General features: G+C 66.0%; 19 protein-coding genes. 3 read left to right on the top strand and 16 right to left on the bottom strand.

Annotation, left to right across the window (positions count from 1 at the left end; translation table 11 throughout):
* Nucleotides 1-239: 239 nt before the first annotated feature.
* From ABH933_RS30905 to ABH933_RS30860, 10 genes are all read right to left on the bottom strand, one after another.
* Complete coding sequence (locus ABH933_RS30905) at nucleotides 240-1,058, bottom strand: hypothetical protein (protein ID WP_429421995.1); 819 nt, start codon at nucleotides 1,056-1,058, stop codon at nucleotides 240-242.
* A gap of 212 nt (nucleotides 1,059-1,270) precedes the next feature.
* A complete protein-coding gene (locus tag ABH933_RS30900; RefSeq protein ID WP_429421997.1) occupies nucleotides 1,271-2,344 on the bottom strand; it encodes a DUF4192 domain-containing protein in 1,074 nt (357 codons plus the stop codon).
* A 10-nt stretch (nucleotides 2,345-2,354) separates the two neighbouring features.
* Nucleotides 2,355-2,966 (bottom strand): hypothetical protein, encoded by a 612-nt coding sequence (locus ABH933_RS30895; RefSeq protein WP_429421999.1) that lies wholly within the window; start codon nucleotides 2,964-2,966, stop codon nucleotides 2,355-2,357.
* Complete coding sequence (locus ABH933_RS30890; protein WP_429422001.1) at nucleotides 2,963-3,709, bottom strand: hypothetical protein; 747 nt, start codon at nucleotides 3,707-3,709, stop codon at nucleotides 2,963-2,965. The genes ABH933_RS30895 and ABH933_RS30890 overlap by 4 nt, the downstream gene beginning before the upstream one ends.
* A gap of 92 nt (nucleotides 3,710-3,801) precedes the next feature.
* Entirely contained in the window at nucleotides 3,802-4,386 is a 585-nt protein-coding gene (locus tag ABH933_RS30885) for a hypothetical protein (protein ID WP_429422003.1), read from the bottom strand.
* Nucleotides 4,376-4,609 carry a hypothetical protein gene (locus ABH933_RS30880; RefSeq protein ID WP_429422005.1) on the bottom strand — a complete coding sequence of 78 codons (234 nt, stop codon included), beginning with the start codon at nucleotides 4,607-4,609 and terminating at the stop codon, nucleotides 4,376-4,378. Before ABH933_RS30880 ends, ABH933_RS30885 begins: the two co-directional genes overlap by 11 nt.
* Nucleotides 4,610-4,693: 84 nt before the next feature.
* On the bottom strand, nucleotides 4,694-5,467 hold the full coding sequence (locus tag ABH933_RS30875) for a class II glutamine amidotransferase (RefSeq protein ID WP_429422007.1): 774 nt from the start codon (nucleotides 5,465-5,467) through the stop codon (nucleotides 4,694-4,696).
* Nucleotides 5,455-6,684 (bottom strand): hypothetical protein, encoded by a 1,230-nt coding sequence (locus ABH933_RS30870; protein ID WP_429422008.1) that lies wholly within the window; start codon nucleotides 6,682-6,684, stop codon nucleotides 5,455-5,457. Before ABH933_RS30870 ends, ABH933_RS30875 begins: the two co-directional genes overlap by 13 nt.
* Nucleotides 6,685-6,807: 123 nt before the next feature.
* A complete protein-coding gene (locus tag ABH933_RS30865) occupies nucleotides 6,808-7,581 on the bottom strand; it encodes a class II glutamine amidotransferase (RefSeq protein ID WP_429422010.1) in 774 nt (257 codons plus the stop codon).
* The gene (locus ABH933_RS30860) at nucleotides 7,569-8,309 is read right to left on the bottom strand and encodes a hypothetical protein (protein WP_429422012.1); all 741 of its coding nucleotides are present in this window, start codon (nucleotides 8,307-8,309) and stop codon (nucleotides 7,569-7,571) included. Before ABH933_RS30860 ends, ABH933_RS30865 begins: the two co-directional genes overlap by 13 nt.
* A gap of 654 nt (nucleotides 8,310-8,963) precedes the next feature.
* Between ABH933_RS30860 and ABH933_RS30855 the strand changes: the two genes are divergently transcribed.
* Nucleotides 8,964-9,527 (top strand): hypothetical protein, encoded by a 564-nt coding sequence (locus ABH933_RS30855; RefSeq protein WP_429422014.1) that lies wholly within the window; start codon nucleotides 8,964-8,966, stop codon nucleotides 9,525-9,527.
* Between the two features lie 132 nt (nucleotides 9,528-9,659).
* On the opposite strand, the gene ABH933_RS30850 is transcribed toward ABH933_RS30855, so the two are convergent.
* Both ABH933_RS30850 and ABH933_RS30845 read right to left on the bottom strand, forming a co-directional pair.
* The gene (locus tag ABH933_RS30850) at nucleotides 9,660-10,295 is read right to left on the bottom strand and encodes a hypothetical protein (RefSeq protein WP_429422016.1); all 636 of its coding nucleotides are present in this window, start codon (nucleotides 10,293-10,295) and stop codon (nucleotides 9,660-9,662) included.
* Nucleotides 10,296-11,187: 892 nt separating this feature from the next.
* A complete protein-coding gene (locus ABH933_RS30845; protein WP_429422018.1) occupies nucleotides 11,188-11,799 on the bottom strand; it encodes a TetR/AcrR family transcriptional regulator in 612 nt (203 codons plus the stop codon).
* Nucleotides 11,800-11,915: 116 nt separating this feature from the next.
* Between ABH933_RS30845 and ABH933_RS30840 the strand changes: the two genes are divergently transcribed.
* Nucleotides 11,916-12,233, top strand: a complete 318-nt coding sequence (locus tag ABH933_RS30840) for a hypothetical protein (protein WP_429422020.1) — start codon at nucleotides 11,916-11,918, stop codon at nucleotides 12,231-12,233.
* A 166-nt stretch (nucleotides 12,234-12,399) separates the two neighbouring features.
* Nucleotides 12,400-15,936 carry a carboxylic acid reductase gene (gene car / locus ABH933_RS30835; protein ID WP_429422577.1) on the top strand — a complete coding sequence of 1,179 codons (3,537 nt, stop codon included), beginning with the start codon at nucleotides 12,400-12,402 and terminating at the stop codon, nucleotides 15,934-15,936.
* A 102-nt stretch (nucleotides 15,937-16,038) separates the two neighbouring features.
* On the opposite strand, the gene ABH933_RS30830 is transcribed toward car, so the two are convergent.
* From ABH933_RS30830 to ABH933_RS30815, 4 genes are all read right to left on the bottom strand, one after another.
* On the bottom strand, nucleotides 16,039-16,548 hold the full coding sequence (locus ABH933_RS30830) for an N-acetyltransferase family protein (protein WP_429422022.1): 510 nt from the start codon (nucleotides 16,546-16,548) through the stop codon (nucleotides 16,039-16,041).
* Nucleotides 16,545-16,958, bottom strand: a complete 414-nt coding sequence (locus ABH933_RS30825) for an arsenate reductase ArsC (protein ID WP_429422024.1) — start codon at nucleotides 16,956-16,958, stop codon at nucleotides 16,545-16,547. Before ABH933_RS30825 ends, ABH933_RS30830 begins: the two co-directional genes overlap by 4 nt.
* A gap of 82 nt (nucleotides 16,959-17,040) precedes the next feature.
* Nucleotides 17,041-17,802 carry an aquaporin gene (locus tag ABH933_RS30820; RefSeq protein ID WP_429422026.1) on the bottom strand — a complete coding sequence of 254 codons (762 nt, stop codon included), beginning with the start codon at nucleotides 17,800-17,802 and terminating at the stop codon, nucleotides 17,041-17,043.
* Nucleotides 17,799-18,179, bottom strand: coding sequence for an ArsR/SmtB family transcription factor (locus ABH933_RS30815; protein ID WP_429422027.1), 381 nt, complete (start codon nucleotides 18,177-18,179; stop codon nucleotides 17,799-17,801). Before ABH933_RS30815 ends, ABH933_RS30820 begins: the two co-directional genes overlap by 4 nt.
* Nucleotides 18,180-18,185: the final 6 nt, after the last annotated feature.

Below are 18,185 nucleotides of genomic sequence, written 5' to 3'. Positions count from 1 at the left end.
CAACGGGGTCGGCGATGAGGCGGATGTCGCCCGCGCCCGAGTGCTCGACCGTGCTGCCGGAACCGCTGGCGGCGGTATCCGAATCGAGAACCGCGACTGCAGTGAGGGTTTAGTTGGATGCCACAAGTGCTCCTGACATGCGAGCGGCGGAACCACCGCGACCGCAAACCAATGGCGATCGTGGTGGCCCCGCCGAGATGGGAACAGGGGATGCGTGCTGTACGCAGACCGAGCTGGGATTAGGTTGCTGCGGCCGGTCGGCGTGTGCTGCGAGCGACGTTGAGTGGCTGCAGGCGCAGCACGCCGAGCTCGTCCTGGTGGTAGGCCCAGTGACGGCCCCGCCACCCCGAATTTTCCGAACGCCACTGTTCGGCGGCGGGCGCGGACTCCGGGACGGGGGTGTCCCCGGCCAGGCCATGGTGAGCGAGCTGCTCGAATTCGGTGCGCGATACAGTCGGCACCGTGATGGGCGCGGGCACTGGTTTGGCCTCCTGAAGGGGTTGAGGAACAACGGACCACCGCCAGTACAGGCAGTGGAGCTGTCGGTGGTTGAGTGGGAAAGCCAGTTCCCGGTAGCCGTTCGGGACGATGTCGGTGACCTGGACGCGATGGCGGGCCCAGGTGCCGATCAGCCGGTGATACCCGAAGTCGCCGAGCCCGAACGTGCACCCCTCGGCGGTGAGCGCCACCAGCGGATGTACCTGCTGTCCGTCACGGTCGAGGGGGACTGCGATCTTGTCGATGTAGCGGTGCGTGTCGTGGTCGACCACATACCGGCCCACGGGGCCGGGACCGCACTCGGGCATGAGCGGCGCTGATCGAGCCCGCCAGTACAGATTTGCCGTTGGTTCGGACCCCGCCTCGGGGTCGGCGTGCTCCCCGGCCCAGACCACCCGTGCAGGTGTGGCCAGAAACCGTTCGACCGCCAGGGCGAACGGATCCCCGATCCAGCCGTGCTCCACGAGCTGGCCGAAACTTCCGTAGTGCTGCGGAATAGCGTGCCCGATGGCCGCCTGGGCGTCGTCGGCGAGGAATACCGCTATGAAGAACTGCCCCATGATCAGGACTCCCTTCCAGCGCGTCGGCAATGCCGCGGCCGGTGATCAGCCGCAGCGGTAACGGAACTCATGTGCACCTTTTCGGGAATCCGGTTCGGACACACTGGCTCTCACATCGATGCCCGGTGCACGATGCGATTCGCACCAGAGCCGACCAGCGGTGCGTGCCACCAACTGTCGGCAACTCGCGATCGGTTGACGTGATCGCGCGGTCAATCGGTCGCGCCGGCTGACCCAGGGCCCGGGAACAGTTGCCGAAGATCGACGTAGGTGTTGTCGGCGATCACCCGCGACAGCAGCGGTGCGTCGGGGTGATCGGGGTGATCGATGAGAATCGACTGCACCGCTGCCCGCGCGATGCTGAATTCCTGAACAGCGGCCGCGCCGACGGCGGTCAGGAGTGCGGCGTGGGCTCTATCCCCCGGAGGCAGGGCCTGCCACGCCAACGTCCACACCATGTACGCCGATTCGGCGTACCGGGTACGGCCCAAGGCGTAGCAGTAGTCGTGCAGGTGCGGATCGCGCAGGCTCACCGCCAGCTCGGCGACTTGCTGTGCGGTCGACCAGGTTCCGGCCTCGACCCGCCGTACAAGACGCAGAACGAAATGGCGGCGTGCGCGATGCTGCTCGAACCAATCGTCATCACCGTCCGAGGAGGCGGCGCCGCGGGCGTGGGCCGCGAGCCAGCGGGCGGTCTCGGCGGCACGGTCGGGCTCGGGAGCCAGGACACCAGGGACCTGCGACCCGGGGACGGGTTGGCGAGCGCGATTGTGTGGGTGCAGCAGACTCCACCACGTCGCACCCGCCTCGATGGCCGGGGTGAACCACACATCCAACAACGGTGTGCCCCACACCATGATCCGGTCGGACAGCACAGATATCAGGGCTCGGTATCGGTCGCCGGGCCCGGTGGTGGGGGTGTCGTCGACGACGACCACGCACACCGCGTCTGGGTGGTACCGGGCGCACTCGGCGAACGCTGCCATCGCGATCGCCTGGGTATCGACCATTTGATTCGCTGTGTACAGGTCCACGCGAGCCACCCGCGTGGCACGCACTAGACCCTCGGGTGCGTCGCTGGCAGACAATAGGATCAGCACTACCGACCGGCGCGGTACATAGCCGAACCAGCCAGGGACAGCGGCGATCACCGCACCAGGATCCTCGATGGATATCAACGGGGAAGCTCCTTTCCGAAGCAGGACACAGACCCGGGTGAAGCCGCCCCAGCGGGACCTCGGGCCGTGGAATCGCGCCAGACCGACCGTCCGCACTACCCGGGGCATCGGTGGGTCCTTACGCGGCGCGGGCGTATCCGATGTGTCCGCGTTCTACCGGGGCCGTGAGGTTCGTGATGTGACCGGCGAGGTCGAGCACTCGGGCGTCGGAGACGGTGAGGGTGAACTCGGCGCCGCCGTTGAGCAGGACCCGCACGGTGCCCGATATCGGGTCGCTGCCGTCGCCGAAGCAGACGTGGTTGTTGCGAATGATCTGGCTGTGGGCGAAGATTCGGTGGAGTTGTTCGACGGTGGTGTCGCGGCGAGCCACCGCAGCGTGGTGGGCCCGATCTCGGGTCCGGCACACCGCGAGGTCGGTCTCGTAGTCCGGCAGCAGCCGGCGCGCGATATCCCGCGCGATCGTCGCGGGCGAGCGGGACGCCGCGACGGTGATCATGTGAGTTCGCGACGCGGCGGTCCCGAATCCGGACAGGCCACCGAAGCTCCCGCGGATAATCAGACGGCCGTGCTCCGAACGGCGATGAGAGCCGTTGTCGGAGCGAAGGTCCAGGCATCGGCCGTCGGGGTGGCGCAAGATCGCATGGTCGGTGTAGGAGACGTAGCCAGGCTCGGCGGTCCACTCCTGGCCCATCTCGGCGGCGATAGCAGTACCGATGTCGAGGAAACTCACGACCTCTCCTCCGGCGGATTCACCGACGCATCGGGATCAGGGGCAGCTCGGGTGCTGCGAGCAAAGTGCTCCGAGATTATCTGGGTGGCCAGGAAATCCAGCACGGTCGGAGTCGCAGGGCCGATGCCGGTGTCCGGATTCTCGGTCGCGTCGCGGACTTTTCGGATCCCGAGTACCCTGACCCCGCGCATCCGGACTCCCGCCGCGCCCAGCGAGCGGTCGCCATCGGGCGAATGGACGATCTCGTAGTCGTCTCCGTCGATCCACAGTGCGTACCAGGCGTCGATCGGTTTGCCCGCGCGCACATCCTCATCCGAGCCAGCGGTGGGTGGCTTCCACAGACCGCAGTCACACCTGGGATCGGTGCAGCGGGTCATCCGGGCCGAGGTCGCGGCCGGACGATGGTGCGACATCCGCCCGGACAGGACGGGACAACTTCGGGTCGAATAATGTGCGCATTCGGGGTGCATCCCCGGCTCGGGCGCGATCCCGCGCAGCCAGTCCTGCGGGCGCAGCATGACCACGACCCGGTCCTCGAGTCGTTGTCCGCAGATCTGGCATAGCCGCAGCGACAGGACCGTGTGTAGCCGGGCCGGATCGATCCCACCCCACACCGGCGCGCGGCGGCCGTGATGACACAACGTGACGAACGGGATCGTCAACCCTTGCGCAGCCGGAGCCTGGTGCAGACGGGCCAGGATCGGCGGGCGCGGCGAATCAGATAATGGCACACCAGAGTTCATGAGAAGGGACTCCTTGCAACGAAACAGAAGGAATGAGTAGGGGAGCCGGCAACAAGCGGGGACGTTCTCGGAGCTGCAAGACGCCACACCGGCTATGACGGCGGTGATGTCCGGCGGTTCGCCTGAGGGCGACACCAGTCAGCGACGTTGCCCACGCCAGTTGAGCGTGGCCGGTCGTGGGCGGCACCCGCAGCGCTCTCCGGCGCGCCGAGGTCGTAGATGGCTACGACCGACGGAGCGGTTGGCGCGTGCCGAGTGAGGAGGGTACGCGGCAGCACGGCGTCGTGGCCGCTGTCGGCCCAGGGGCCCCGCGTGATCCGGTACCGGTCGCCCGGCTCTCGGGCGACCGGTAGCAGGTACCAGGCGAATTCGCTTGCCGCTGTTCGGCGCCACGGGCCGGGCGTGGGCAGGAGCTCGCGGAAACCCGCGCTGGCGGTGATGTTGGTGGCGTGCTCGACCGCGATCAGCGCCACTGCGAGCGATCCGGAGCGAGCAACGGCATCGAGGTCCAGGCCACGGAACGGCACGATCACTGTACCGGGGGACGGGACCACGTCGTACGCAGTCCGGTAGCCGACCACCACGACCGCGGCATCGGGCGCCGGGGCCGAGGTGATGCCAGAACCGTGGGCCCGCACGCACCGTCGCGCGGTGAACGAAGCCAACTCATCGTTCATGGTGGGCGGCCTGCTGATCATCGAGGGCAGCAGCGACGACGGCGTGCTCGGTCAGCAGCGTGCTCTCCAATCGACTAAGGGTCGCGCGCAGATTCGCCACCTGGGTGCGGGCGCGACCGCCACCCACCGCGCGGGCCAGCTCGTCCGCAAGCTCGAGGACCTGCCGGGTGTTCTCGACGTACCCGGAAACCGCGAACAGCAGAGACCGCACAGACGAAGACATGAAACCTCCTGGGGGACACAGCAGTTGATGACAGGGAGGTGATAGAAGAGCCGCCCGGCCGGTGAGCGCCGATCGTGGGTTGGTTCAGGCGGCGTTGTCGGTGTGTGCTAGCGGGTCGGTGTATTGGTCGCGGTGCTCGGGCGCGTGGCATTGGCAGTGCAGGACCCACCGTCCGCATAGCTGGCACATTTCGCAGTAGGTGCAGTGCGTGCCGATGCGTTCGGGGTCCCATTCCTCGCACCAGCTGCAAAACGCCTCGTCCGGGCAGTCGCTGTGCCAGTTGGCCGCTGTGACCCACCGGTAGGAGGTGTTGGAGTACCAGGCCCCGTCGGCGTCGTAGTGCCCGAGGTGTTCGTTGAACACGTAGGCGGTGTTCTGGTAGGCGGGGTTGACGGTGAGCAGCACCATCTTGTCGGTGCGCAGCCACGCCTCGAGCCCCTCGCGGCCGGTCCACGAATCCAGCGGCCCGAACGGTTCGTTGGGCAGGAACTCCTGCGCTGCGATCCGGGTGTCCGACCGGGGATCCCCTCGTCGGGGGTGCATGGTCGAGGGCAGGACCCCGTTGTGCGCCAGCACGGTCCGCTCGTCCTTGCCGAGGAAGAAGGGATGGCAGTTGGCGGTGTCGATCCGGCCGGCGGTCGCGAGCCGTGAATGGAACAGCGCGGGGGTGTCGGGGAATCGTGCACGGACCGCGGCGAACTCGTCGATCGCCCGGTCCGGGTTCATGCTGTGGCCCACGATGATGTGGTTGTCGGCGACGACGGCGTAGCCGTGGCCGTCCGGGTTCACTGCGGCGCCGGTGGCCAGGGCGGTCAGGTCGGGGGTGACGCCGGGCTTGTAGAAGGTCAGGATGCACATGCAAGGTCCTCCATTTCCGCGAGCAACGGCGTATAGATGGGTCGGGAGCGCAGCCAAGTCACGAACGCGCCCCACTCCCAGCCGCGGTGGCGCATCACATCGGCGCTGGTGAGCGTTCGGGTGTATTCGACCGACGCGGCGACGAACGCCAGCGTGGCCTGCACCTGCTGTGGGACAAGGGAACTGGCGAAAATGCGTACCTCGAACGTGTGATCGGGCAAGGTGTTGATCGCCTGATAGCGGCCCAGATTCCCCAGCCCGCACTCGTCACTGCCCTTGAGACAGTGCACGATTCGGGCGCGGGCGCGCGGAGAGAAGCTGGCCCACTGATCCGAGGTTCGCCGCGCCAGCTCGACCGCATTGGATTCGTTGCGGTACACGAACTTCATCCACCGGTACATGTGCGCGGGGGAAGCGAAACCGGCACGCGAGACGTGCACGTGGATTCCGACGTCGCCGTCCACATACGCGCCGCGGGACTTCAACTGTGGCAACAGGTCCCACGGAAACTTCTCGATCGCGTACTGGTAGGACATCGGGTGGGTGACGAGCTCGAACCCGCCCGCATATCCGATCGAGCCGTCCTCCTTCAAATACCCGAGATCACCCAGAGCAGCGGCGGCCAGCTGGGCGCAATCGGTGAAAGCAGAGCGAACGGTCTTGAGTTCGAGCTCTAACCCCAGAAACAGCGGACCCTGTCCGTGGAAGATCGGCGTGGGTTTGTAGCCGTAGTCCCGGACCAGGTCACTGCTGGCGCCGGCGCAGCGATTGCAATAGGTCGACGGGTCGTAGAAATCCGGGATGGTGGCGGTGAGCCGGTCGCATCCATCGCAGCACGAGTAGTCCGAGGCGCAGCTATCGCACACCTGATCGCCGTCATCGACCGAATACAGATCCAGCGCTGGACGGCGGCAGTTGTCGCAGTAGGTGTAGTGATCTCGCTGGCATCGGGCGCAGACAAAGTTGTCCGACGCGGTGCGGACGCCCGAATCGGTGTAGAGGGTGCAGTACTCGCACAGCTCCCAGTCGGTGACGCAGTCGGCACACAAGATCTCCTCGCCGATGGTGCGGTGCTGCTGGGATGCGGGCAGCTCGCAGCCGTCACACACCGGTGCTTGTGCACACGCCCCGCACAGCGTGTCGGTCGCGGGTGGGTCGTCGGGCAGCAGCGCGCTCGAACACACCGAGCAACGCAGGCGGGGCAACGGAGCAGACATGAGCGGTCGCCTTTCACGAAGAAGGAATAGGCCGGAAACCACCGCGCCCCGCCGATCTCCGGAGGGAGAGCGGCGGGGCGCAGGGCGTGGAGCGGAGCTCGTGCCCGCTGTGGGCAGGACGGCTCAGGAGGTGTGCATCGAGTCGCCGGTGCGATGGCGGTTCTGAGGCACCGGTGAAGTGTCAGAACGCCGTTCGCGGCACAAGCACTGAAGCGAGGTGTTCAGGCAGGTGAAGCACCAGCCGCATGTCCTGCAGTAACGGTCGCGTCGCTGGTAGTCCCGGGTGCGGCACAGCGCGCAGACATACAGCCACCGCAGGGTGCTGCGGGACGAGCCGGAGTGGTAACTGGCGTTGGAGTACCAGACCCCGTTGTCCCACAGCCCGGCGCGCTCGTTGAAAATGTAGCCGCGGTGCGCATAGGCGGGATTCACTGTCAACAGCACGAGTTTGCTAGAGCCGAGCCACGATTCCAGCCCCCGACGCCCACCAGGAGTGTCCACGGACCCGAACGGCTGGGACGGCAGGTATGTCTCGGCAGCGATCCGGGTGTCCGAGCGGCGATCGAACCGACCCGGCCGCACCCGCTTGGGCAGCACTCCGTTGTGCGCCACCACAGTTCGTTGATCCCGACCCAGCCGGAAGGGATGACAGTTGCCGATGTTGACCGCACCGTGAGTGGCCCACCGACTGTGGAACAACGCCGGACCCTCCGGGGACCGAGAGCGGGCACGAGCAAACTCCTCGAGCACCACCTCAGCGTCCATACCGTGCCCCACAAGGATTTCCGAGCCACTGGCTATCGCGAAGCCGTGCCCGTTGTCGTTGTTCTCCGCACCGGTCCGCAACGCGGTCAGGTCGGGCGAAACATGCGGTGGGTGGAAGGTCAGCAGGCACATGCCAGGGCCTCCAGTTCCGCGGTCAGCGGCGCATACTCGGCTCGCTCGCGTACCCAGTCGGTGAACCGCGACCAGGCCCAGCCATCACGGTGCACCACATCGGCCGCGGTCAATCCGCGGGTGTATTCGATGCTGGCGGCGGTGAATGCCAGCGCCGCCTGGACCTGCTGGATCTGCAACGAGCCCGCGAACACCCTCAGCTCGAGGGTGTGCCGAGGGTGCGGGTTGATCGCGTGATGCCGGTTCGGCCCGAACCGGCACAGATCTCCCTTCGCCGAATCCTTGATCCGCGCCCGCGCATCCGGCCAGAACTCTGCATACGGTGAACGACGGCGAGCCAGGGCCACAGCATCGGATTCATTGCGGTACACCAACTTCGCCCACCGATAGATATGCGCTGGCGAGGTGAACCCGGCGCGAGACGCATGCACATGCAACCCGACACCCTCATCGGACACGCAGCCCATCTCGGCAAGCTCACCCAGCAGCGGCCACGGGAACTCCTGCATCGCGAACCGGTAATCCATCGGATGAGAAACCAACTCGAATCCCACCGGGTGGATCGAGGAATCCCGCTTCAGATACACCAGCGAGCCGACACGATCACCGACCACCTCGACGCAGTCCTGGTAACACTCCTGCGGCACAACGATCTCCAGTTCCATGCCCAGGAACAGCGGGCCAGCCCCGAAGAACCGCGGGTCGGGCTTGTAGGAGTAGTTCCACACCCGATGCCCCGGTTCGCAGCCATCACAAACCCCTCCCTCGGCAACTAGTGCCCCGCACTCGGCGCACGACGCCAAACCCTCCGCGCACCTACGGCACACCCGCGAACCACCCGACAAATACCTGGACGCGGCCGAGTATCGGGGACACAAACTGCACCGATCGAAATCCCGATGCGCACACCTTTGACACGCGAACCTGCCGGTATCGATGGGCCACGCCGGCGGCGTCAGGCTCAGGCATCGCACACACTCGACCCAGCCGCGTGCGCACCCTGTACACAACCGGTTAGCGCGCCACGTCAGCGCCAGCCCACTGCCGAGAGCCGCGCAGTTGAAACATCGCTCCAATCGCGACCCGCAGCCAGTGCACACGAGTTCACCGTCGACGGTCGTGAAACGGTCACCCGGCGATACCGAATGACAATCCGCGCACTCCGGCGCGGCCACCAGCGAATCAGGCATGACACAACACCTCCGGATCAGGGAGCCAGAACCGAAACGCCGCAACGGATCTCCGTCACGGCGCGAACAAGAAGCGAGGAATCCGAAGTGGGCGCCACATCGGGGCCGGGATGCGGCGATGCAGGGCGCCAAGAGGCGGTATCGTGGGACGTGCGAGGGACTGACCGGTTTCGGACCTGTCAGGAGTTCACCATGGGCGAGAACCGCCAACCCCGCAAACCGCGACCGCGCAAACGGTCATCCCCGGAAGTCGTTGCCCGCCTCCAACGCTCACGCCGCCGAGCATTGGACCGCCGTGCGGCTGCCCGCCAACGCGAAAAGGCCGTCAGCGCAGCAGTCGGTGACTACATCAGCGCTTGGCACGCCATCGAACTCGCACAGCAACGGCGGGACAACAACATCGCCGAGCTGAACAACCAAATCGATTACGTCAACGCGCGTGCGGCCGAAGAGATCGCTGGGCACGAACAGGCCCAAGCTGAGGCAGCGGCAATCGTCCAGGCCATGGGACACAGTGATGACGACATCGCGGAGCTATTCGAGATCAGCGCGAAGCAAGCACGACGATTGATCGCTGCGGCAAGGCTAATTGGAAGCGGATACAAATCGGATTCCAACGAAAACCGCTCGGGTTGCGCTGGCCGGGACAAGTCGGAGAGTTCTCAGCCGCTAGAGAGCGACGGTTCATTCGAGCACGGCGGGGGAGCGGGGACGGCGGAAGGTCTACGCCCACCAGAATCGCTTGATGTCCGTTGACAGGTGGCTGAGCCGTCTCCAAGTGTCAACGACGTAGCCGAAATTCGCGAAAGAACTTCGCCCGAGCATCCCCGTTGAGCCGCGAGGGTACGAGCAAACCGCTGCGGACCAGTCGGATCAGAAGAGCACTACCTATCCGGTCTGCGTGAGTTGCGCGTACCCTCCGGCATTCCACACTATCCAGCGGAATTGGCGGGTGGACATCGGTTGTCGAGCGGGAATGTGTGAGGCAGGTGAGACCGGGAAGTAGCACGACCCGCAGCGGTGACAGTAGTACCCGGTCTGCCAGATAGCGGACGCTGCGGCACGGCCGCGCCATATCAGCCTGTTTCGGCGAGTCCGCGCAGCAGAGAAGGCGAATGCACCGATCGCCGGGGCGGTGGCGACCAACTGGATAGCAATGCTGAAGGCGGCGTTGATGATCCAGGTGATTGGCGTGATGTTGTCGAGACTAGGGTGGGTCACAATATTGTCAATCGTCGGATAGAGCACGCCAAGTGCCGGAACCGTGAGTAGGCACCCAAGCAATAGGGGGCGGGTCGGTGAAACTTCGCGCGGTGCGTAGGCGATGGCTTGCGCCAAGGCGGTGGTCTGGGTGCGCTCGATAGTCGTGGTGCCAACCACCGGGACTAGGCCGGCTGAGCTGATTCCGACGCCGGCATGGTAGTCGGTGCCCGATAGCGTGGATACACCTGAAGATCGCAACGCGGGGATGCTCTGAACCCAATCGGCTCGTCCACAACTCGGGCAGGAGATGTCGTAATCCACGGGTACCCCCTTCATCAGTTGGCTCGATGGCGCATGCCCCGACCGGGATCGACGTCGACGTGATGTGACGGCGGTCCGTAGTGGTTGGTGGACCGACGATGGCCGAGGACCATCCTGTCACACATACGATGACGTTGCCGCGATCTGATACGGGCCGCGCTCGACGGATGCACCGGGCGGTATGAATGCGCAGGTCGGTAGGCCATTACGCGGATCCCACAGTGTCCCTGGAGTGTCCCAAGACGGGCACGAACACGATGGACGAGGCGGCGCAGGGCGGACATGAAATAGCCTCTGACCTGGACGGGGTGGACGGGCGACGCCCGCCGGACGAGGTGCGGTGCTTTTACACACCAGCGGTCGGGGGTTCGAACCCCTCTGCGCCCACCCAGGTCAACGGCCATTTCGATCTTCTAGGATGCTTTCCGTGATGGACAGCGGGCCCGCAGTGGGTCATCTGAAGAGGGCGGCACCGGCCGCCCGCAGATCCTCGGGCCGCGGATCGTTGTAGATCCGGAGGGATACCGCGGGGTCGTGTCCGTGCCAGGCCGCGACTACATGGGGCAGGATGCCACGTGACAACATGACGGAGGCCGATGTGCTCCGTAATCCCTTCAGAGCGATGCGACGAAGTCCAGCCTGGTTCCTCAATCGCTGGAATTCGTCAATCGCTGGAATTCGTCGCTGTACCGCTCGGGCCGGATCGGCGTTCCGTCCTCGTGCACGGCGGCCGGCAGGCGCCGGGCGCGCGACGTGAGTCCTTGCGCCGTGGCATATCCCGGTTCGGTCGGTGTGGTGAGTTGCTGGGGGCGTTCGACGCGCGCTCGGCAGGTGACAGTCAGGCCCGGGGAGGGTGTCGATGTGCAGGCTGGGCGTCGTGTCGGGCGGTGGGTCAGCTGCTGAGGAGTTGGCGCACGGTGGCGGTGATGGCGTCGGTCGCCATGTCGGCGGCGAGTTCGGGGGTTCCGTCGGCGTCAAGCAGTATCACCTGGGTGAACAGGGGACTCAGGTGTGCGGCGACGACCTGGCGCAACTGTTGTGGTGCCGCGCCGTCGCCTCCCGCCGCCTGCCAGAGCGTGGTGGCGGTGGTGCCGAGCAGATTGTCGAGATCCTGGCGATGTTCGGTGTAGCTCGCCATGAGGCGCGGCGGCAGGCGCCGCATTCTGAGGTCCCAGACGAGCCGTCCGGCGTTGGCCGCATCCTGGTGCGCCACGCGGGCCAGGTCAGCGAGCCAGGCTAGCCAGTCACCGCCGCTGTAGCCGGGCAAGGAACGCATAAATTCGGCGTTGTACGCGGCCAGGGCGGCCTGTAGGAGGTCTTCGCGGGTGGCGAAGTGCCTGAACACCGTCCGGCGGCCCACCTCGGCCAGGGCTGCGATGTCGTCCACGGTGACATCGAGGCCGTGCTCGTTCATGCCGCGCCGGGCGGCATCGATCAGTGCGTCGACGGTGACCTGCTGCTTCTGTCGCTGCACGCTGGTCCGGTCCGTGTCTTTCAGCGCCATGTCACAACCTCCATCCCTACGAGTATTGACATCCTACAGTGCCGTGGTGACACTAGAGAGTGTCATCAGTGACACTTGATGGTGCCGCTCCGTTCGGACAATGGAGATGATTCGCGATGACTTCCCTCATCGAGATGGCAAACGACCGGGATGATCGCGGTGCGGTGGCGACGCTCATCCACCCATTCCGGCACCGTGACGCGGAGATCGCCGAGCTGCGGCGCCGCGTGCAGAACCTGACTTCCTTGGTCGACGACATCCTCGATGCCTGGACCACCATTCAGGCCCCGGCCGCCGTCGCGGCAGGTACCAGCGTGCTGACCGCGCCCAGTCCGGCGGCGATGCGGGTCCTGGTCGCCGAAGACGCCTGCCCCTACTCGACCGAGCAGCGGCGGCAGACCGCCCCGAACTTCCCGACCGGCGAGCCTGCCTGAGCCGAAGGGAAAGACAACATGCGCACAGCAGCCATCACGGCACTGCAGGTGCCCATGTGATCGAGCAGCCCACGGATGGAACGAAAGAACTCCGCGACCGGTCACAGTCGCGGACTTCATACCCCTACCAAATGATTAGGAGCGATTGACAATGGCGAATAGATCGATGTTCGGTCGGGCCGGTGGTGGCGCGTGGCCGGAGGAGGCGGTGGCGCGACGCGACCGACGGATCGCCGAGTTATATGCGACCGATGCGCAGTTCGCGGCGGCCACGCCCGACCCGAAAGTCAGTGCGGCCGTGGGCCGGCCCGGTCAGCGGTTGGCACAGGTTGTGCGGACCGTGTTCGAGGGGTATGCGGACCGGCCCGCTCTGGCGACCCGCGCTTTCGACGTAGCCACCGACCCGCACACCGGCCGGGCCTCGATGCGATGGCGTTCCGGGTTCGACACGATCAGCTACCGACAGTTGTGGGAGCGCGCCAGCGCGGTGGCCGGCGCCTTGGCACATCACGATAGCCATCCCCTCCAGGCCGCTGATCGGGTCTGCACCTTGGGGTTCACCGGTGTGGACTACGTGACTTTCGATATCGCCATGACCCAATTGGACGTGATCGCGGTGCCGTTGCAGACCAGCTCAACGCCGAAGCAGCTGTCGGCGATCGTCGCCGAGACCGAGCCGTCGGTGTTCGCGGTGAGCGTGCACAACCTCGCGGCCGCGGCGCAGGTGCTGCTGACTGGTCCGGCCCCGCAGCGGCTGGTGGTGCTCGACTATCACCCCGAGGTCGATGAGCAACGCGAGGCGCTGGAGAAGGCAACCGCACAGCTCGCCGGAACAGGCGCGGTAGTGCAGACCCTCACGGAGCTGATCGAGCGGGGGCGCACGCTACCACCGGTCGGGCTGCCGGAGACGGACGAAAACTCCATCTCGCTATTGATTTACACCTCGGGCAGTACCGGCACGCCCAAGGGGGCCATGCACTCCCGACGTGTACTGACCGGGCTGTGGGCGGCGCCGAGCGAGGTACCGATCATCACCCTGCACTATCTACCGCTGAGCCATTGGGCCGGGTTGGCCTTCGTGTACTCGACCCTCGCCGCGGGTGGGATCGGCTACTTCACTGCCGAAAGCGACCAGTCGAGTCTGCTCGCCGATTTCGCGGCAGCGCGCCCCACAATGACCATGCTGGTTCCGCGGGTCTGGGATCTGGTTGTCCAGGAGTATCGGACCAGGATCGAGCGACGCGTCGCCGCGGGAGAGGACTCCGCGGTGGCCGAGCGGGCGGTCAGGGCCGACATCCACGAACACGAACGGGTCATCGACGTGTTCACCATCGGTTCCCCGCAACTGCTGTCGTTCTACGAATCCTTGCTCGAGATGCCGGTGACCAACGTGTACGGATCCACCGAGCTTGCCGGGACGATCATGCTCAACGGCATGATGCGGCGTCCGCCGACGACCGACTACAAGTTCGTCGATGTACCCGAGCTCGGGTACTTCCGGACCGATCGCCCCCATCCCCGCGGCGAGCTGTACGTCAAGACCGACACGATGTTCGCCGGCTACTACCAGCGCCCGGAGGCGACCGCGTCGGTGTTCGACCCGGACGGCTTCTACAAGACCGGAGACGTCTTCGCCGAGATCGCCCCCGATCGGTTCGAGTTCGTGGATCGGCGCAATGACGTGTTCAAGTTGTCCCAAGGCGAGTTCGTGTCCGGCGCCGCGGTGGAGCAAGCGTACGCGAGCAGCCCGCTGATCGAGCAGATCTACATCTACGGCAACAGCGCGCAGCCATCGGTGTTGGCGGTGATCGTGCCGAGCCACGCTGCCGTGCAGCGCGCGGGTGAGGACGTGAACCAGCTCGAGCGACTGCTTGCGGATGCACTGCGTGAGATCGCCAAGCGCGACGGGTTGCAGCCTTATGAGATCCCGCCGGATTTCCTGATCGAGACTCAGCCCTTCAGCACGGAGAACGGGCTGATCAGCGGGAGCGGAAAAATCGCGCGCGCCAGGCTGAAAGACCGCTACGGCCAGCGTCTGGAGCGGCTGTATGCGCAGCTCGCCGAGGGTCAGGCCACTGAACTGCTGACATTGCGGCAGGGCGCAGACCAGCGGCCGGTTCTCGAGACGGTCCGGCGCGCGGTGGCCGTGACACTTGGCATCACGGCTGCGCAGCTGAACCCGCAGCTGCATTTCACCGATCTGGGCGGAGACTCGTTGTCAGCGTTGTCGCTGTCGAATCGCCTCAGTGAGATCTTCGGTCTGGAAGTTCCGGTCAGCGTGGTCATCAACGCAGCCAACGACCTGGCCGGCATCGCTGACCACATCGACAGGCTGCGCAGCGGGGACCAGAAGCGCCCCACGTTCGCGTCGGTACACGGCGCCGACGCGAAAGAGATCCACGCCGGCGAGCTGACGTTGGACAAGTTCATCGACGCGGATGTGCTGGCCGCTGCACCCACCATGCCCAGCCCGAGTGGGCCGGTGCGCACGGTGCTGCTCACCGGGGCGAACGGATTCCTGGGTCGGTTTCTGGCCCTGGAATGGCTACAGCGGCTCGCTCCCGTCGGCGGCAAGGTCGTTGTGGTGGTACGCGGCAAAGATGACGCCGCCGCGCACGCCCGACTCGACGACGTCATCACCTCCGGCGGCGACGCAACGCTGGCCCGCCGCTACCGGGAACTGTCCGCCCAGCACATGCATGTGCTGGCCGGTGACCTCGGCGAGCCTCGTCTGGGTTTGGATCAGGGCACCTGGGACCGGTTGGCCGCCGAGGTGGACCTGGTGTTCCATGCCGGCGCGCTGGTCAACCACGTCCTGCCCTACAGCCAGGTGTTCGCGGCGAACGTCGCCGGCACCGCCGAGCTGATCGGGCTGGCGCTGACCACCAAGCTCAAGCGCTTCGCCTACGTGTCCACCGTCGGGGTGCCCATGCTTGCCGTGCCGCCCGCAGTTGATGAGGACGTCGACATCCGGCTAGCGGCCCCCACCCAGGACATCGCGCGCGCCGCCTACGCCGACGGCTACGGCATCAGTAAATGGGCCGGTGAAGTGCTCGTGCGTAATGCCCATGACCTGGTCAGGTTGCCGGTCACCATTGTGCGCCCGGACATGATCCTGGCCCCCGACAACTATTCCGGTCAGTTCAACCAGAACGACGTGTTGTCTCGCATGCTGTTCAGCGTGCTGGTCACCGGGATCGCGCCTTACTCGTTCTACGAGCTGGGCCCGGACGGCACACGCCAGCGCGCGCACTACGACGGTATGCCGGTGAACTTCATGGCCGAAGCCATGGCCGCCCTCTGTTTATCCCATGACGGAATCCGTGCCTACAACGTGCTCAACCAGCACGACGACGGCGTCGGGCTCGATCAGTTCATCGACTGGCTCATCGACGCGGGCTACCCGATCCAACGGATCCGCGACTACGACGAGTGGCTCGCCCGCATCGAAACCGCCATGCGCGCCCTGCCCGAACAGCAACGCCAACACTCGATGCTCATGGTGCTCGGTCACTACCGGCACCCCGAGCACGGAGACGACGGATACACCCTGGACCGCGTCGACACCTCGGCGCCCTCCAACGAGAAGTTCCGCGCCGCCGTACAAGCCGAAAAAGTCGGCGCCGACGGCGATATCCCCCACCTGACCGAAGAATGGCTCCAGAAATACGCCACCGACATGGAACACCTCGGCTGGCTGTAGACATGTCCTGAACGAGACCTGAGTGAGAACACCACGGCCTGCATTGCACCGGCGAAGGGCGCATGCTCGCGGTGCCGTCTTGGTTCCGGCGGCGGGTGCGGGTCAGTTGAAGTGGGGGCTGCGTCGTTCGATGAGGATGACGTCGCGCCAGCGTCCGTGGTGGCGGCCGATGCGTTCGCGGGTGCCGATCACGCGGAATCCGGCTCGTGTGTGCAGGGCCGGGCTGGCGGCGTTTTCGGGGAAGATGCCGGATTGGACGGTCCAGATCCCGGCGTTGTCGGTGGATTCGAGCAGGGCGGACAGCAGCGCCATTCCGATGCCTCGGCCGCGGGCGTCGGGGTGGACGTAGACGGAATGTTCGACGACGCCCGCGTAGGCGCAGCGGTCGGAGACGGCCACGACCGCGACCCAGCCCAGTACGCGGTTGTGGGGATCGAGTGCGACGAGTCGATGCGACGGCAGTTTCGTGTTGTCGAATTTCTCCCAGGTCGGCGCGTGGGTTTCGAAGGTGGCGTCCCCGTCGTCGATGCCGCGCTGGTAGATGTCGAGCACCTGCGCGGCGTGCTCGGTCCGCATTGCCGCGATGTGGACCCCGGTTGTCGTGATGGTCACGCCGCTGACGATATGCCGAGTTCGTCGAGCAGGCCGCGGATGCGTTGTTCGATTTCATCGCGGATCGGTCGGATGGCGTCGATGCCCTGCCCGGCGGGGTCGTCGAGTTTCCAGTCCAAGTAACGCTTTCCGGGGAAGATCGGGCAGGCGTCGCCGCAGCCCATGGTGATCACCACATCGGATGCCTCCACGGCTTCGACGGTGAGCATCTTGGGCACTTCGGTGGACATGTCGATGCCGATTTCGGTCATTGCCTCGACAGCCACGGGGTTGACCTCGTCGGCGGGGGCGGAGCCTGCGGAGCGGACCTTGATGCGGTCTCCCCCGAGATGGGTGAGGAAGGCGGCGGCCATTTGGGATCGTCCGGCGTTGTGGACGCAGACGAACAGGACGGTGGGCGTGGAAGCCATTGGTGGACTGTGTCTTTCGGAGAGGGGTGGTCAGGGGTTAGCGACGTCGAGCGGGCCTTCGGTCATCGGGGGCGCCCCGGGTTCAGCGTGTGGTGGGTATCGGGTTGTCGGTGGTGGTGGCGGGATCGGTGTGGTGTGGGACGACGACGTTGTCGGCCGCCGCAGCAGGGGTGGTCGGGTAGAGCAGGGCGATCAGTCCTAGTCCGAGCAGGGCTCCGGCGATCTGGGCGGCGATGAATCCTGGTGTCGAGGACGGTGCGATCCCGGCGAAGGTGTCGGAGAAGATCCGCCCGATCGTGACGGCCGGGTTGGCGAACGAGGTCGAGCTGGTGAACCAGTAAGCCGCACCGATGTATCCGCCCACGGCGGCGGCCGACAACCCCGCGCGACCGGTGCGGGCCAGGGCGAAGATGACCGCGATCAACCCGGCAGTGGCAACAACCTCGCCGACAACGTGGCCGCCGGTGATGCGGTGATGGGTGGATATTTGCATGGCGCGTTGGTCGAACATGACGTTGGCCAGGATCGCCCCGGCGATCCCGCCCGCGGTTTGGGCGAGGATGTAGCCGCCGAGGTCGGCGGCGGGCAGGCCGGTGCCGTGACGACGGCCCGCGAGCCAGTCCACGGCGGACACGACCGGGTTGAAGTGGGCGCCGGAGACCGGTCCGAACACGAGGATCAACACAGCCAACCCGAACACGGTCGCGGTGGAGTTCTCCAGCAACTGCAATCCGGTGTCGCCGGGCGAGAGCTGCTGCGCGGCGATACCGGAGCCCACGACGACGGTGACCAGCAGAGCGGTGCCAGTGAATTCGGCGAGCAGCCGCCGCGCGAGATCGTTCACCGCGCCACCGCCGCAGCGGGGTCGGTGATGTCGAGCAGCTGGGAGAGCTGTCGCAGCGCGGCGGGTTCGATGCGGTAGTAGACCCACGATCCGCGCCGTTCGCTGGCCAGCAGTCCGGCCTCCCGCAGCACCTTCAGGTGATGCGAGATGGTGGGTTGGCTGACCTCGAATCCGTCGGAGATGTCGCAGACACACGCTTCCTGCCCGGCATGGCTGGCCACCAGCGACAACAAGCGCAACCGCACCGGATCCGACAACGCTTTGAACACCCCGGCCAACTCGGCGGCGGCCTCGCCGGTGAGTGGTTCGCGGATCAGGGTTGTGACCTCACATGACGCCGAGGCCACGACCGTCAACGGCAACTCGGACCTAGACACGCGTTG

This window comes from Nocardia sp. GP40, assembly GCF_050434125.1.
In the GTDB taxonomy this organism is placed as follows: domain Bacteria; phylum Actinomycetota; class Actinomycetes; order Mycobacteriales; family Mycobacteriaceae; genus Nocardia; species Nocardia albiluteola.
The sequence above is the reverse complement of the archived record's forward strand: the minus strand, read 5'-3'. Positions and strand labels throughout refer to the sequence as shown.